The sequence below is a fragment of the Arthrobacter sp. NPDC058130 genome, from assembly GCF_042884475.1.
Taxonomy (GTDB): Bacteria; Actinomycetota; Actinomycetes; order Actinomycetales; family Micrococcaceae; genus Arthrobacter.
Window position 1 is genome coordinate 279,814 of the sequence record NZ_JBHVTV010000003.1, and the last position, 14,549, is coordinate 294,362.

General features: G+C 61.0%; 12 protein-coding genes. 4 read left to right on the forward strand and 8 right to left on the reverse strand.

All coding sequences use genetic code 11. The features are described from left to right. Nucleotides 1-58 precede the first annotated feature (58 nt). Together ACFVTM_RS08970 and ACFVTM_RS08975 are read left to right on the forward strand one after the other, a co-directional pair. Nucleotides 59-316 carry a helix-turn-helix transcriptional regulator gene (locus ACFVTM_RS08970; protein WP_390203076.1) on the forward strand — a complete coding sequence of 86 codons (258 nt, stop codon included), beginning with the start codon at nt 59-61 and terminating at the stop codon, nt 314-316. Then, entirely contained in the window at nt 313-1,563 is a 1,251-nt protein-coding gene (locus tag ACFVTM_RS08975; RefSeq protein WP_390203077.1) for a type II toxin-antitoxin system HipA family toxin, read from the forward strand. The genes ACFVTM_RS08970 and ACFVTM_RS08975 overlap by 4 nt, the downstream gene beginning before the upstream one ends. Before the next feature lie 378 nt (nt 1,564-1,941). Here ACFVTM_RS08975 and ACFVTM_RS08980 read toward each other — a convergent pair whose 3' ends face one another. Both ACFVTM_RS08980 and ACFVTM_RS08985 read right to left on the reverse strand, forming a co-directional pair. Continuing rightward, nucleotides 1,942-2,544, reverse strand: a complete 603-nt coding sequence (locus tag ACFVTM_RS08980) for a hypothetical protein (RefSeq protein WP_390203079.1) — start codon at nt 2,542-2,544, stop codon at nt 1,942-1,944. Between the two features lie 205 nt (nt 2,545-2,749). Then, nucleotides 2,750-3,448: a DUF6994 family protein gene (locus tag ACFVTM_RS08985; RefSeq protein ID WP_390203080.1), complete on the reverse strand. Its 699-nt coding sequence runs from the start codon at nt 3,446-3,448 to the stop codon at nt 2,750-2,752. A 323-nt stretch (nt 3,449-3,771) separates the two neighbouring features. Between ACFVTM_RS08985 and ACFVTM_RS08990 the strand changes: the two genes are divergently transcribed. Next, nucleotides 3,772-4,074 (forward strand): hypothetical protein, encoded by a 303-nt coding sequence (locus tag ACFVTM_RS08990; RefSeq protein WP_390203081.1) that lies wholly within the window; start codon nt 3,772-3,774, stop codon nt 4,072-4,074. Between the two features lie 10 nt (nt 4,075-4,084). Here the strand turns inward: ACFVTM_RS08990 and ACFVTM_RS08995 are convergent, their stop codons facing one another. Both ACFVTM_RS08995 and ACFVTM_RS09000 read right to left on the reverse strand, forming a co-directional pair. Next, the gene (locus ACFVTM_RS08995; RefSeq protein WP_390203082.1) at nt 4,085-4,483 is read right to left on the reverse strand and encodes a nuclear transport factor 2 family protein; all 399 of its coding nucleotides are present in this window, start codon (nt 4,481-4,483) and stop codon (nt 4,085-4,087) included. A 65-nt stretch (nt 4,484-4,548) separates the two neighbouring features. Then, nucleotides 4,549-5,904, reverse strand: a complete 1,356-nt coding sequence (locus ACFVTM_RS09000; protein WP_390203083.1) for a GIY-YIG nuclease family protein — start codon at nt 5,902-5,904, stop codon at nt 4,549-4,551. 604 nt (nt 5,905-6,508) lie between these two features. Between ACFVTM_RS09000 and ACFVTM_RS09005 the strand changes: the two genes are divergently transcribed. Further along, nucleotides 6,509-6,985: a hypothetical protein gene (locus ACFVTM_RS09005; RefSeq protein ID WP_390203084.1), complete on the forward strand. Its 477-nt coding sequence runs from the start codon at nt 6,509-6,511 to the stop codon at nt 6,983-6,985. A gap of 837 nt (nt 6,986-7,822) precedes the next feature. On the opposite strand, the gene ACFVTM_RS09010 is transcribed toward ACFVTM_RS09005, so the two are convergent. The 4 genes from ACFVTM_RS09010 to ACFVTM_RS09025 form a co-directional block, all read right to left on the reverse strand. Next, nucleotides 7,823-9,328, reverse strand: a complete 1,506-nt coding sequence (locus ACFVTM_RS09010) for an APC family permease (protein ID WP_390203085.1) — start codon at nt 9,326-9,328, stop codon at nt 7,823-7,825. Between the two features lie 537 nt (nt 9,329-9,865). After that, entirely contained in the window at nt 9,866-11,317 is a 1,452-nt protein-coding gene (locus ACFVTM_RS09015) for an aminobutyraldehyde dehydrogenase (protein WP_390203086.1), read from the reverse strand. Further along, entirely contained in the window at nt 11,314-12,816 is a 1,503-nt protein-coding gene (locus tag ACFVTM_RS09020) for a GMC family oxidoreductase (RefSeq protein WP_390203087.1), read from the reverse strand. Before ACFVTM_RS09020 ends, ACFVTM_RS09015 begins: the two co-directional genes overlap by 4 nt. Before the next feature lie 4 nt (nt 12,817-12,820). After that, nucleotides 12,821-14,299 carry an APC family permease gene (locus ACFVTM_RS09025; RefSeq protein ID WP_390203088.1) on the reverse strand — a complete coding sequence of 493 codons (1,479 nt, stop codon included), beginning with the start codon at nt 14,297-14,299 and terminating at the stop codon, nt 12,821-12,823. Nucleotides 14,300-14,549: the final 250 nt, after the last annotated feature.

Sequence of the window (14,549 nt, forward strand, 5' to 3'; positions counted from 1 at the left end):
CTTTTCTGAAATGTTTGAAATATAGAACAGAAGGCACAGAATCAGATATGATCGATATATGGAACATTCCTCGGTGACCCCGTTCTACCGGGCGGTTGATGCCACTTCCCTCGGCCGGTCCATAAGTGACGCGCGGAAGGAGGCGGGGATGACTCAGGAAGAGCTGGCAGCCAGTCTTGGCGTGACGCGCGGCACGATCGTCCGGCTCGAACACGGCGGGGCCGTCTCCATGGTTGTTGCCATGGGAGCCATCCGGCTTGTCGGTCGTGATGTCGCCCTGGTACCCCGCTTTTCCCGGCTGCAGGTCAATCCGTGAGCCGGCAGCAGTCCCTCGACGTGTTTCTGCACGGGCGGCCTATCGGGGTGCTGTCCGGAAGGGCCCTGCGTCTGGCGTTCCAGTATGACCGGGAGATCGTCGCCGAGTACGGGGCCTCGTCGATCCTGTTGTCCCTGTCGTTGCCGGTGACGTCGAAGAGGCTGGACGGCACTTCCGTGTTCAACTACTTCGACGGCCTCCTGCCAGAGGGGCAGGTCCGCTCCCACCTGGCAGCGGAGAACAAGGTCCCTAACCCCGACGCCCTCGGCCTCCTCTCTGTCCTGGGCGCCGACTGCGCCGGGGCGGTCCAGGCCCTCCCGCACGGGGCCTCTCCGGAGGAACCTGCCGCGGTGATCGCCATGCCCGAGGACCAGGTCGTTGACCTCGTCGAGGGTCTGCCGACCTGGGATCTGCCGGATGACTTCGCGATCACGGCCTCCCTCGGCGGTGTGCAGTCCAAGGTGCTGCTGAGCCGGCACGGCGACGGATGGGCGTGGCCCGGCCACGGAGTGGCATCCACCCACATCATCAAGCCCGAGCCGCTGGACTCGCCGGTTCCGCACCTGCTGGCCTCCGAGGACTGGGCGCTGAAAGTGGCTGCCGAGGCGGGGCTGCCGGCCGCGGCCTCCCGCCTGGAGACCTTTGGGTCACGCCAGGCAATTGTCGTGACCCGTTACGACCGCACGGCCGACGGCGACCGGATCCACCAGGAGGATTTCACCCAGGCCCTTGCCCTGGGCAGCGAGGCCAAGTACGAGGGCGCCACCACGCCGCCTTCCCGGCTCACCAGGCTGGTTGCCGCAGCGGCTCCGCACACCCGTGACGAGCGGGAATTCCGAAGGGCGCTGCTCCGCGCCGTGACGTTCAACCTCCTGATCGGCAACGGCGATGCCCACTCGAAAAACTACTCGATACTGATCCGTGACGGCGGCGAGGTGCTGCTCGCCCCGCTCTACGATGTAGCACCCACCCTGCTGCTGTACCCGCGAAGCAACAACGCCGGGCACGCCGTGGCCGGGCAGGTGCGGCTCAACTACCTCACGCTCGATCACCTGGTCCGGGAAGCCACCGCGTGGGGCATGGACCCGGACGACGCGCGGCAGTGCGCGGAGGCCGCGCTGGAGTCGGTCGCCGCGGCTGCGGCGGTAATCCCGGCCCATGAAGAGATCGCGTTCCTCAGCGACCTTGTGCCGGCCCGCGCCTCGGACCTGCTCGGCGGCCGCACGGCGCGCCGGGCGCTTAACTGATGGCCGACGCCCCGATGACAGACGGACTGTCCCCGCGCGAGCACGTCTCGTTCACCTACGACGACAGTTGGATGTCTGCCGCGGAAACCTTCGAAATCTCTCCTGAACTTCCGCTGCGGCGGGGTACCCCGGAACCCCACCCAGAGCCGGGTGCTGTTCGGGTCCTTCCAGGATGCCGCCCCGGATGACTGAGGCAGGACGCTCCTGTTCGAAGAAATGCGCCAGCAGGCCCGCGCCCGATCGATGCCGATCGCCAGGACTTCCTTCATTGCCAGGTGCTGGGGCGTCTCACCGCCGTTCTCGACACCGCAACCGGTGGTCGTCAGGTTCAGCATCCTGCAGGTCTTCTCGCCGAACGCGGGTCCGGAGAAGTACTGGTCAGGACGGTTCTTCTTCGGTTTGGGTTGTGCTCCAATAGGTCGTGAAGTGAGTGGCTCCTCTTCTCGGGTGGGCAGCGGTGAAATCCGAGTCGGTGGCATGGGCGACGTCCGGGAACGGCCAGCCATCGATCACGGCCGGGTCCTGGTCGCTGAGCCAGGCCCGGAGACGTTCCAAGACTGCCTGCGTTGCATGGTCAACACGTTCTTCCATCGCACTAATAAGTTCGGCGAAGCGTTGGGCCACGGCTAATGGCATTTGATGGGTGATAGTGATGCCAACGACATTGACGCCCCGCCCCTGAGCATCCCGGATCGCAATAGGCAGCGGCATGACCAGGTTCGATTGCGAGTGCGCGACGGTGGTGTTGCGGTATTTCCGTATGGTGTCGTGTACAGGCTGAAGGGGGTCCGGAACCGCGGTGACCTCTGGCATTTTGTCGAGGCGAGTTCGGACGTTTGAGTGGATGAAGGGCCGGACGTATGCCGACACGGCTTGCGATGTGAGCGGCATCCACAGCTCTGAATCTTGGCCCGCGGTGAGGGCACATGTCAGGGCATGCGACGCTTCCGACAGGTCATTCGCGTGGCTGGTCAGTTCCACTAGCAGCCGTGTATCGGCCATGTCGGGCAGAACCGACATTGACGGCTGACGGAGTGCTGGGGGCGCTGCCCGGTTATGACCTGGGGCGCCGAACGTGGATTCGGTCGGCATCAGGCGGCGTCCAGCTTGGCGGGGCGCTCCGCGATCCTGCTCCCGTCGCGGCGCGCCCCGGCACACTCTGATGGCTGCCCAGCCCTCCAGTGCTTCAGGGCTGTTCGTCTATTCTGCGGTTGCGTGCGCTGATGAAGGCGTTGCTGTTTCCCAAATATTCGAGGTATTCATCCTTGTCCTTCGGTACGGCGTCCCGTGTGCTGAAGTCGCCGATCGGATGGAGGAAGGACCGGACGTGCTGACCGTCCAACTCGAGGAGATCCTCCAGCAGAAAGAACTTGACGTATTCGGGGAAGGTTCTGAACAGTGCGAAGAAGTCCGCGTATCTGGCCAGGGCGCCCGCGAGGGGGTTCGGCAGCTCACCAGAATAGTGGCGGCGGATGCACTCCAAGGTCAGGTCGGGGCGGTCGGCGATCCGCGGGTGGAATCCGCGCGCACCGTTGATGGTCATCTTCCTGTCGATCCTGTTGCCGGGGAACACGATGGTGCTTCCGGCCGTGTAGCCCCCGTACTTAGGCAGGGCATCATCCGGGATCGTACGTATGACGCGCGCCGCCTTGTCTCGCAGCCTGGTGGTGAAGGCCTCGCTGGCGAGGAAGAAGACACCCCGGTCGGACCGGTGCACGAGATAGCCGCCGGGTTCGCGTCTCATATCGAAGCGTCCGCCGACGGGCAGCTCCTTGCCCCACAGCAGCTGCTGGTACTTGTGCAGTGTCGGGCTGAATCTATCAGGGTCCTTGCGCCCCGGAGTATCTGAGTGGAAGTCGAATGTGGTGTCAACGCCTGCAACCATTCAGTGTGCCCCTCGTGCTCGACGCGTCTCCGCGGTGATGGCATTCGCCTCACGTGCGGTTAGTCGATCACAGAACGGAGCGGAGTTCTACTGTGGCGCCTCCGTGTCGTAGCTGCCGGCTGGCCGCCAGCGGATCCCATTCCGCCACTTCAGCGAATTCTTCAGCACGAGCTGCGCCCACAGGCCGTACCGAGGCCCGGAAGATCATGGTCGCCATTGAGGCAAGGCCGAGCTTGTAGGGTGAGGAACGAAGGCATTTGAAATGCGCTGGGCTGCTTCATCGCGGGCTCCGGCAGCTCGGGGGAGCGGGTGATGGGAGGATCATGATTTCGTTTGAACAGGCGAAGGCAACCGCCTACGAGACCCTCGCCCCGACTTGGGAGAAAGGGAACTGTGGCGACTACACCATCGCCGACTATGGCTTCGAGGACGAGACGGCATGGCTTCTCATCGACGGCGGAAGCAAGCTGGTCATCGATGGAGACTACTCTTGCGAGCCGGTCGGGCGCGGAAGCACCTTCGTGGACAAGACGACCGGGGAAATCTTCTTCCTGACCTATCTGGAGGCCCCTGACCGTTTCGACGCGATGACCCCGGTCGGCGTCCACCCTGACGAGGCCCCATAAGTCGTTCCGGTTATTGGGTGACCGTGTCGGCGTGACGATGGGCAACCCTCCATTCTCCGTCTTCGTGCCGGTAGATCTGGGTGGCCCGCAGGACGTAGCTTCGGGGTTCCCCATCCACTGAGGTGGAGATGTGTTCAAGGCCGGCCGTGTAGGCGATGCTGCCTTGCACGTCGGAGGCGAGCAGCTCGAAACGGTATGAGGTGCAGTTGGAGAACTGCGCTTCGAGGTTGGTGAACAGGACGTCGAGCTCCCGCTGACCGAAGACGTTGCGCCAGGCGCCCAGGATGCTGACCGGTTCATTGAGGGACCAGATTGCCCGACGCGGGCCCGCGTCGCCGTTGTGCAGTGCCAGTTCCGCCTCGTACAGCGAGGATCTCACCCAGGCCAGGAAAACGTCAGAGTCAGCCACGGGGCCAGTATGCTCCTGGCGTGCGGTGGTGGCGCCCCCACAAGAGATGGCACCGAAATGACGTGTTATGCATCAGAACTTTCAAGTTCCAGCCGCGCTTGATCTAGCGTCAGGCGGTATTCTTCAGCTTCAGGGTCTTCAATCCACTCCACGATGTCAGCCTCGTGAGACTTCAGCGCTTCCAGGACCTGGTGCGGAGTGACACGGAAGAATTCACGGCGTCGATTGATTCTATTGATCCGGTGCGCGTCGAAATGCTGGTGCAGCCTGTTCTCCAGGCTGACCGCGTCCATCGAGAAGATCATGGCGTGTACGTCGTAGCGGAAAGGCACTGAGGCGCTGCTGAGTTCGCGCACTCGGTCCATCGGTTCAAGACGTCTGGTCAGTCCTATCTTTACGACGCCCTCACCGAAGCTGCCGATGTTGGAGATGACGTAGACGTAACCGACGCGGATATTGGCGGATCTTTCTTCGATAGCGGCGATCCGGCCCTTGGTTTCTTCTATCAGGCCCTCGAACCGCTCGACTCCTTCGACGTCACCTTGGCGCTGCATGGTTGCCAGCATGTTCAGGTAGTGATCGAGCTCCTTTTCCAGGCCATCCAGAGCGACCTCGTATTCGGCCTGAGCCCTAGCTTCCTCCCGCTGCCGATCACGCGCGTCTTGGGCTTCGGCTCGGTCAATAGCTTTGGCGGCCAGGTGCTCCCAGACCAGCTGTGACTCTTTCAGCTTGAGCTTGACGTAGTCATCGGAGAGCATGACTCCGATCGGCATCGTGGCCTCATGCAGTTTTGTCCAGCTCCGCCTAATGCGATCGCCGGCAGCGGTGAGGCTGGACATCGAACGCATTGCTCGGGTAGCCGCCTCACATTCAGCATTGAAAATGCCAAGCACCATCGTGGTTATGTTCTGCCGTAGGTGCTTCCTAATAGGACTGTCAAAGCCGCTGTTGATGTCAAAGAATGCCGCCAGCTTAGTATCGGTTGAAAGGGCGAGCCCGTCCCTGACCATGTGCTTGGCTTGTGCGCGGACTTCTTTGAGCGCCTCTGCGATCTTCGCTGATCCGTCGGCGACAGTCGGGAAGTCCCACAGGTTGATCTCGTGCAGGAAGTTTTCATGTTCGACTTCTGCACGCTCCTGGCGGAGCTCACGTATCTGTCGCTCCAAGTCAGACCGCTTTTGGCCTAGTTCCTCGCATGCAGCCACCGCCTTCTGGATCTGTGACTGACGTTCGATGAGTTCGTCGTCCGCCTGCAGCCTCTGCGCCTCGCCCGGGAACGGCAGCGGTCCCCAATGATCCAGGGCCGTGAGCCGGGCCCGTCCCCTCCAGCGCTGGCCATCGAAGTACCGCATAACGCTTGGATCGTCCGTGGCATGCCACCCGATCATTTGCTTCTTGCCGCCAAAAAGGCCCACGCTCATTCTCCCAGGTTTCTAGCCACGGTCTGTCCCAAGAACTATAGGTAAGAACCGTGCCGTGAGCATGTAGCCCATGCCTCAATTCAGAGAGGCCGGTACGGGCCAGATGGTTCTGGCTACATCTGGCTGATGCCTCAGAGGAGCCCCGCCCCAGCTAACACATTGTGGAAGGGCTTATGCGAGACGGCGGTGGGGTCTCACGAACTATAGGTTGTAACACTGCCCTGTTGGGAATGGCTACTGGTTCCTGAACGCGCACCTTTCCGTCTCATGAAGCCGGTTCAGGTTGTTGTCTCACGTTACCTCAAGGCAAATGGCTACGCTCTTTCTGGTACTTCGGCTCACTCCACGGATTCCACAGATTCATGGGAACGCAAACCAGGTATGCCGCACACATGATCGCCATGAATACGACTTCGGTGCATAGAAATGTTGGCAGCCTGCCTGCGACGACGATGAGGACAAACAGGTCCCTCATTTATCGGCAGCCAAAGCCCTCTCGGAGGGAAGGCAGCCGGAGAGCCCGTGACAGAGGCCGCACATTCAAGAACCGCGTTAGGGACCCAGTGAAGGAACCTGTTCTAAGTGTTCCGACGTCAGGACACGGATGATGGACGACGGCGACTTCGACTCCACGGTGGAGCAGATCGCCAAGGCCGCCGAAGCCATTCGAGACGTGCCCGGCGGCGTGGACCCGGACGTCTTGATCGATGAACTCTATCTGGGGGCCGTGGCCGCCAGTCTGGAGTCCAAGTACGTGGCGGACGCTGCACAGTGGGCGAACGACTACCAAGTGCGGATTCTCCTCTACAGGGCCATGGGCAGGAGTCTGCAAGACACCCCGATGCTGACTTTTCGGCGGATGCTCCGGCGACGGTGGCTGACCCGGTTCCTCTATGGCGCTCACCCCGATCAGCCGGACCCTAGGAATGCAAACATCTTGCTAATTGGACCTCTGGAAGAACTTGCCACAAACTCGGCGACGAACGGATCTACATCGCCTGACCCGCAACTCATTTCGGACCGTCGAACAACGTGGTCGTGTTCGGGACGCGGGTTCAAAGGGACAAAAAGGAGGTGTTGACAGTGTCAACACTTTTGGCTTCGGATCGGGTCGTACATCGGCCGGATCGGGCCGGATTCGGCATGTTTTCGCGGGTTCCCTGTGTTTGCAAGGGCTGGAATGCAGTTCGAGTCCCACCTTGGGCACGCATTCCCCCTCGTCAGAGGGGGAATTTGCTTTAACGTGTGTACAAAGCTGGTGGGGCGTCCTCTGACGCTTGGTGCGCGGTCTGTGGCCTGGCCGCCGCGGTGGCCTTTTCAGGTGTGTGGGTGGCGGGGTTAGTTCCCTGGCTGGTGGGCGCTCCGCCTGCTGAGGTGGGGATATGCGCTTCCTCGTTTCGGTTTTGTTGAGTGGGCCCGGGGTGGCCTGCACGTATTCATGGGGCTGGGGTGCGGGTACGACATGATGAAACCGAATTTGGTGCGGAACGATTCTTGGAAGGCCGTTCCCGGGCTCTGGGGGTCTGGCGCGCAAGTTTGTCCTGCCAAAGGCGGTGTTGACACTGTCAACACTCACGTCTGCTTTTATCGGGCGCTGGTAGCCGGCATTCGAGCGTCAGGTTGGGGTAGAAGGGTTCCTAGCGAGAGTGTCAAAAAAGGAAGAAACTGAGCCCGATCTGACGCGCTGACCACCCCTGCCTGACGTCAGGTTGGGTATGCCCAAGCGGACGATGACAAACTCGAGACCCCCAGGGGCCCCGCTTCAGCTAGCGCGGCGTGAGGTCGTCCGTAATCGGGAAGGAGATGCTCACTGATCATGGACGCCGGGTCCGGCGTTTCCGTGTGGGTTTGTTCGTCGGTGGTGGGCATATTCCCTCTCGATCTTGATCTTCGACACACGGACTCCCGGCGGAAGACGTCAGCCCACATCTGTTTGTTGACTACTATTTGCCGGCTCGGGGATCACCTCTCCTGCATCATCACGGCCGATCCTGGCGTACACGTCGGGGCGGCGCTTGCGGTAGACGGCGGCCATGACCATCCCGGCCGCGACGATTCCGAGGATGACAGCCAGCAGGAGCCAGGTGAGTCCGCCGTCGGTGCCGGTGAGCAGTCCGAAGTTCAGGGTGGAGAGGACGAGCGCGACGGCGAGGAAGACGAATGCAATTCCGCTGCCGATGGCCGGCCAGAGGGCCTTGCGTCGGCCCGTCCGGTCGCGGGCGAGGAAGACGGTGATGGCCAGGGCAGCGATCACGATCAGGATGGTGAACGAGAATGCGTAGATGCCCGAGAGCCTTGCGTACGCGGTGTTTCCGTCGATTCCGGCGAAGAGCATGATGCCGACTGCGGCAAGAATGCTGACGGCGACAGAAGCGCGGTAGGGCGAACCGTGCCGCTCGTGGACGCGGCCCAGTGACTTGATCAGGACCCCGTCGGCGCCGAGGTTGAACAGGTAGCGGGAAACGATGTTGTGGCTGGCGATCGCGAGGGCGAAGGAGCTTGTGATCAGAAGCCCCGTAGCTGCGTAGTACGCTGCGCTGCCGGTGAACTGCTGGACGCTAGCGCTGGAGGCTCCTACGACATTTTGGTTCAGGACATCGATGATGGCGTGTGCACCGTATGAGTTGATGAACACCCATGCGGTCAGCGAGTACAGAATTGCCAGGATGGCCACAACGGCGTAGGTGGCGCGGGGGACAGTCTTCTCCGGGCGCTTAACCTCGTCCCGGAAGATCACGGTCGCTTCGAATCCGCCGTAGAGGCCGATTCCGAAGAGAAAGGCGATGCTGATGGACCCGCTGAAGAAGTTCTGGGGCTGGAAGCTGTCGAGCCCGAGCCCGTGGGCGCCGCCCTTCGCTATGACTGAAATGTCGTAAGCGAGCATGAGGGCTAGTTCAAGCGCCAGGAAGACCGTGAGAATGCGCGCCGAGAAGTCGATGTTAAGATAGCCGAGGATCGAGACGATGATGTACATGACACCGCCGTAAAGCCACCAAGGCAGGTCGGGACCGGCGAGGACATCGCGGACGAGGGACTGGCTCGCCACGCCGCCGAGGGCGTATGCCGAGATGTTAGCCGAGTAGTAGCAGATGATAGCTGCGTACCCGGTCCCAAGCCCGACGATTTTTCCGAGACCTGCGGACGCGTATGTGTAGAACCCGCCCGGCTTGGGCAGACGAAGCCCCATTGCGACCAGACCAGCCGCGAAAAGGGCTGCAACAACCCCGCAGAGGAGAAACATCGCTGGTGTCCCCACCCCGTTGCCCAGGAGGATCGCCACAGGAATGAAGCCGAGGAACACAACCATTGGGCCGTTGTAGGCCAGAACCGTGAAGACCAGGTTCACGAAGCCGATGTGGCCCTTGAGGTGAGAATCGGCCCGTGGCGGGAGATCCAGGCCGGGCTCGGACTGTGATTTGGACATTTGCGGGAACGCTCCTGTTGCTGGGGTGGGCAGAAGGAAGGGCCCATCGCTCTTTGCTTGCAGGGGCGTAGTTCTGCTCCCGCCTCGACGTTGAGACCTTTGCATATATAGACGGTAGGTCTCACTCCGTTCGGCAGCCATTGGCGGTTGTCTGAATCAGGTCTGCGGCGATCGGTATGTGACCAGTTCTCGTCTGGTCCTGGCCCGTATGGGAGGCTCCGTCGGGAAGAGCGGACCATTGGGGCGAGTGAGGCCATCACGTAGAACGAGGACGGTCTGGCAGGGGCAGTGTCAGTAGTCGCGGCCGCATGCAGCGTGGACCGCCAGCGTGCGGTCGCCGTCGCCGCACGGCCAGCGAAAACGTGTTTACCGAACGCGTTGAGTGGTCTTAGCCGTACCAGAGCTGAGAACGCGTAGCCACAGTCACTTCGGCCTATCTACCGCACACGCGTGGTGGTTGGGTCTGATTCGACTGTGGGAGACGGCCAGGTCACCCTGCCCGCCTCCCACTCATGACGTTGCCAGTCGGTTTGGGGACTAATCGACGCTCGTGATCATGACGTGCTTGATTTGGGAGTATTCGTCTATGGAATGGGCGGACAGTTCCTTGCCGTAGCCAGACTCTCCGAATCCGCCGAATGGCATCTCGGGAACGGTGGAGAGATGTCCGTTGACCCAGACGGTGCCGAAGTTCAGATCTCGCATGAATCGCATCGTCCGCTGAAGGTTGGTGGTCCAGATACTGGCTGACAGCCCGTAGGGGACATCATTCGCCATCTTCAGCATGTCTTCGTCAGTCGAGGCCTTCTGGATGGTGACGACCGGGCCAAATACTTCCTTCTGCACGAGCTCGTCGCTCTGGTCTACGTCCGTCACCACGGTGAGAGGGACGAAATAGCCGGGCCGGTCCAGCCTCTTGCCGCCGGTGCGTACCCGCGCAGTGGTTGTCTTGGCGCGCTCGAGGAATCCGAGGACGCGTTCGAGTTGGCGTTCCGAGACGAGAGGACCGAACTGTGTGCTCGGGTCGGACGGGTCTCCAACAACGCCATCGCCGACGTGTTCGAGGAATCGTTCGACAAAGGTGTCGTAGACCTTTTCGTGGACGATGATCCGGGAGGCTGCGGTGCAGTCTTGGCCGCTATTGGCAAAGGCGGCCATGGAGAGCTGCTGGGCCGTGTATTCGAGGTTGGCATCGTCGAATACCAGCACGGGCGCTTTGCCGCCGAGCTCGAGGTGGACCCGCTTGAGGGTGTCCGAAGCGGATTTGGCTATCTTCTTTCCGGTCCCGCCGTCTCCTGTGAGGGAGACCATGCCTACGTTGGGGTGAGCGACAATGGCGGCGCCGGTTGTTCCGTCGCCAAGTACGATGTTCAGAACGCCCGGAGGGAAGATGGCCTCGGCCATTTTTGCCAGGGCTACTGTGGTTACGGGAGTAATCTCAGAGGGCTTGAGCACGACCGTGTTTCCCGCTGCCAGCGCCGGTCCGATCTTCCATACGGCCTCAAGGAGCGGATAGTTCCATGGGGTGATAAGGCCTACAACGCCCATGGGCTGGCGAAGGACGAGGGAAGTGCTGCCCCGTTCGTATTCGGCCGTGCCGATGCCGTCACTTACCCGGGCTGCGCCGGCGTAAAAGCGGAGCAGGTCGGCGATCAGCGGGATTTCCTCCCGTGCATTGACGATAGGTTTGCCCACATTGCGGGACTCGAGCCAGGCGAGATCGTCGGCGGCGTCGTCGATCTTGTCGGCGAGCTTGAGCAGGTACTGCCCCCTTTCCTTGGGTGTGGTCAGGCGCCAGTCCTGGAATGCCGTCCGGGCAGCTACGACGGCTTGGTCGACGACTTCAGGGGAGGCGATGGGGGCTTGAGATGCTTCCTCCCCTGTGCTGGGGTCGATGATTGAAAAGGACCTGGCGGAATTGTCATCGAGCCAATGACCGTTGACGAAATGCCGCAGTTGGACGTCCCTGAGGGTTGCTTCTGCCGTCATCGGTTGTCTTCCTTAATGAGGTCGGCTGCCTTGGCGCCGACCATAATGACTGTCATGTTGGGGTTCACACTGACGAGTTCGGGGAAGATCGAGGCATCGGCCACGCGCAGGCCTTTGATGCCGCGCACGCGGAGCCGGGCATCGACAACAGCAGTGGGGTCGTTTGCTGCGCCCATCTTGCAGGTTGCGCTGGGGTGATAGACCGTGTTGGAGTAACGGCGGGCGTAGGCGCCAAGTTCCTCGTCGGACTGCACCTCGGGGCCCGGGGAGACTTCCCTGACGATCCAGTCTTTCAGGGCGTTGCTTTGTGCGAGCTTTCGTCCGAGGCGGATACCTTCTACGAGCAGCTTCTCGTCGCGCCCCTCGGCGTCGGTGAAGTAACGCGGATCCACGAGTGGTTTGTCCCTGGGATCTGCTGACGCCAAACGAATGGTTCCCTTGCTTGCGGGCCGGGCTACGTTGGGTGCAAAAGTAAAGGCACGCTCTGGTCTGGGAAGGTCATCAAAGGGAGGCTGGTGCAGCCAGTAGCTGAAGTGCCCGATGGTCACCTGGATGTTGAATTCTCCCTCGTCGAGAACGTCGGCGTAGAAGCCCAAATCCAGGCCATTGATGCTTTCGCCCGGCTCTTTGGCTGACTCCCAGGTGATGGGTGTTTCGATGTGGTCCGATAGGTTGGATCCGACTCCGGGAAGGTCAGCCACGACGTCAATCCCGTGCTCCTGTAGGTGATCGGACGGTCCGATACCGGAGAGCATAAGGAGCTTCGGTGTATCGATGGCTCCTGCTGAAACGATGACTTCACGCCGCGCAGTGAACGTGCCCTTGTCAGTATCGATTCCGACGGCCCGGCCGTTTTCGACGAGAATCCGGTGGGCCAGAGTTTCTAGCTGCAGCGTCAAGTTGGAGGGAAGCTCGGACGTCGGATAAAGGTATGCAACAGCTGTCGATACCCGGACGCCGTCGTCTTCGTTGAGGGAAACCCATGAGATTCCCTCGGAATAGTCGCCGGCGGTGTTGTCGATGGTCTTGAAGCCCTGCTCATTGGCGGCATCGATCCAGGCATGGGACAGCTCGGCGTTCTGAGTGACGGAATGCACTTTTAGGTCCCGGAAGACCTGGTCAAAGTAAGGCGCAGTGCCAGCCGCATCCCAGCCGGCCGCACCAAGCGCGCTCCATCGATTCATGTCTTCATCCGGTGCCCTCAACGCCCAGCTGTCATTGTGGGAGCTGCAGCCTCCGAGCATTTTTGCCCGGCTCATGCGCAGCAGCGAATTGCCCCGCTCCTGTTCGACGAGCGGGTAGTCGTAGTCGTATTTGGGGTTCCCGACCAGCGCCAGGGATTCTTTCAGCAAAAGGACCTTGGGGTCGTGTTCGAAGGCCGGGCCGCCCTCAATCAGACATACGCTTACCGATTCGTCGTCGCTCAGGCGCCGGGCCAGGACGGCCCCGGCGCTGCCACCGCCGACAATGATGTAGTCGAATTCGGTCTGGTGATTCATTGAGTTACTGCCTTCCAATGCGTTGGTACACGTTCGGGTTCTTCTGTCGGAGAATCGCCGCTGTTACTACCCCGATGGCAAAGACCAGCAATGCCAACGCGAGGATGATGTTGGACAGCAGTTGGGATCCGCCGATGAGTGAAGGGAAGTTGATGATGGCCAGTACAACCATGACAGCGAGCGCTAAGAATGCCAGGGCCGGCGCAATGGTCGCTTTCCAAAGAGACAACCCGGGCTGGGGGTTCCTTCGGAAGTAGAAAACCGCAGCGAGGCTGGTCAGCGTCATGGCCACCATGATGGTGAAGGAAGCGGTCCCGGCGAACCAGGCATAGATCTCCCCGGCCGTCAGGCCAGCGATGGTGAGAAGACCTGTGAAAATCAGGAAAGTCAGGCTCACGGTGATCGATGCGCGGTGCGGGGACCTGAAACGGGGGTGAGCCTTGCCGAGCGCTGTCGGGAAAATGCCGTCCACGCCCAGGGAGTAGGTGTAACGGGTGGTTACATTCTGGATGGAGAGGTGGGCAGCCAGAATGCTTGTGATGAGCAAAACGTTCGCGGCATCGGTGAGGATGGGACCGCCGAATTGCGTTGCAACACTAAAAAACGCCCCCGCGGGATCCGCCGTGGCAATGGCTACGGCTTGCGCGGTCCCCAGCCCGGAAATGAGAGCCCAGGATGTAAGCGTATAGAACAAACCGATGAGCAGAACAGTGATCATGGTTGCGCGGGGAATGGTCTTGTCGGGGTTACGGGTCTCTTCACGGTAGACCGCCGTCGACTCAAATCCGCTGAACAGGGCCACACCGAATACGAGCGCGATTCCAAGTTGTCCTGAGGTGAATGCCGTTGGGGTGAAAGGCTCGAAGGAGATCCCAGTGGCTCCGCCTTGCCCCATAACGGCTACGTCAAAGATGGCGACTATGACCACTTCGCATACCAGCAGTACTCCGAGGACTTTTGCCGATACATCGACGCGGAAGTACGCCAGGGTCCCTACGATCACCCAGAAGACGAGGCTGTAAACCCACCATGGAATTTCCGGGCCCCCGTGACTGAGCACGAATTGCTGTACGGCGAGCCCTGCAAAAGCATAGAATCCCACTCCGATTGAGATGTACGAGCCGAGAATCAAGAATGAGGAACCAAGCCCTACATTACGACCGAGCCCGGCTGTGATGTAGGCGTAGAAGGCCCCGGGATTGGGAACGTATTTGGTCATGGCGCCGTAGGCAACCGAGAACAGCAGCAGAACAGCCATCGTGGCGAGGAAGGCACCAGGTGTTCCGATTCCATTGCCGGTGGAGATCATGATCGTGATGTAGCCGGCTGTGCCGGCCAGTGGTCCGGCGAAGGCCAGTGCCGTCAGGACAAGATCCGCTGTCCCAAGATGTCCGGCGAGGCCGGATCCGCGTTTCGTGTCTGGTTCAGTGGTCGACAGGGTCACCCGATCGTCACTGTTGCCAATTAGGTCTGTACTGGTCATTGAACTGCTCCAAAGGTGAAGAGAGAAGGCTTAAGGCAAACGATAGGAGAGGCGTTCCGCGGACGCCCGCCTACTGTGAAGCCGCGGGTGGCATCACGCGAAAGGTGTAGGCAACGCGGTGCTTGCCTGTCCCTTCGGACTTGTCTCCGAAGCGCTGTAGCGTCCGGGTGTTTATCCGAGACTATGACGTGCGATACATCCTCTCCATTGGAAGAACTCCAAATACAGAGCCAACACGTGGGAACTGACA

What these genes read in the sequence shown, in the direction of transcription:
- ACFVTM_RS09010 (WP_390203085.1), bottom strand. Translation starts at nt 9,328, where the DNA reads ATGTCCAAATCACAGTCCGAGCCCGGCCTGGATCTCCCGCCACGGGCC.
- ACFVTM_RS09005 (WP_390203084.1), top strand. Translation starts at nt 6,509, where the DNA reads ATGATGGACGACGGCGACTTCGACTCCACGGTGGAGCAGATCGCCAAG.
- ACFVTM_RS08985 (WP_390203080.1), bottom strand. Translation starts at nt 3,448, where the DNA reads ATGGTTGCAGGCGTTGACACCACATTCGACTTCCACTCAGATACTCCG.
- ACFVTM_RS09025 (WP_390203088.1), bottom strand. Translation starts at nt 14,299, where the DNA reads ATGACCAGTACAGACCTAATTGGCAACAGTGACGATCGGGTGACCCTG.
- ACFVTM_RS09020 (WP_390203087.1), bottom strand. Translation starts at nt 12,816, where the DNA reads ATGAATCACCAGACCGAATTCGACTACATCATTGTCGGCGGTGGCAGC.
- ACFVTM_RS09015 (WP_390203086.1), bottom strand. Translation starts at nt 11,317, where the DNA reads ATGACGGCAGAAGCAACCCTCAGGGACGTCCAACTGCGGCATTTCGTC.
- ACFVTM_RS08990 (WP_390203081.1), top strand. Translation starts at nt 3,772, where the DNA reads ATGATTTCGTTTGAACAGGCGAAGGCAACCGCCTACGAGACCCTCGCC.
- ACFVTM_RS09000 (WP_390203083.1), bottom strand. Translation starts at nt 5,904, where the DNA reads ATGAGCGTGGGCCTTTTTGGCGGCAAGAAGCAAATGATCGGGTGGCAT.
- ACFVTM_RS08970 (WP_390203076.1), top strand. Translation starts at nt 59, where the DNA reads ATGGAACATTCCTCGGTGACCCCGTTCTACCGGGCGGTTGATGCCACT.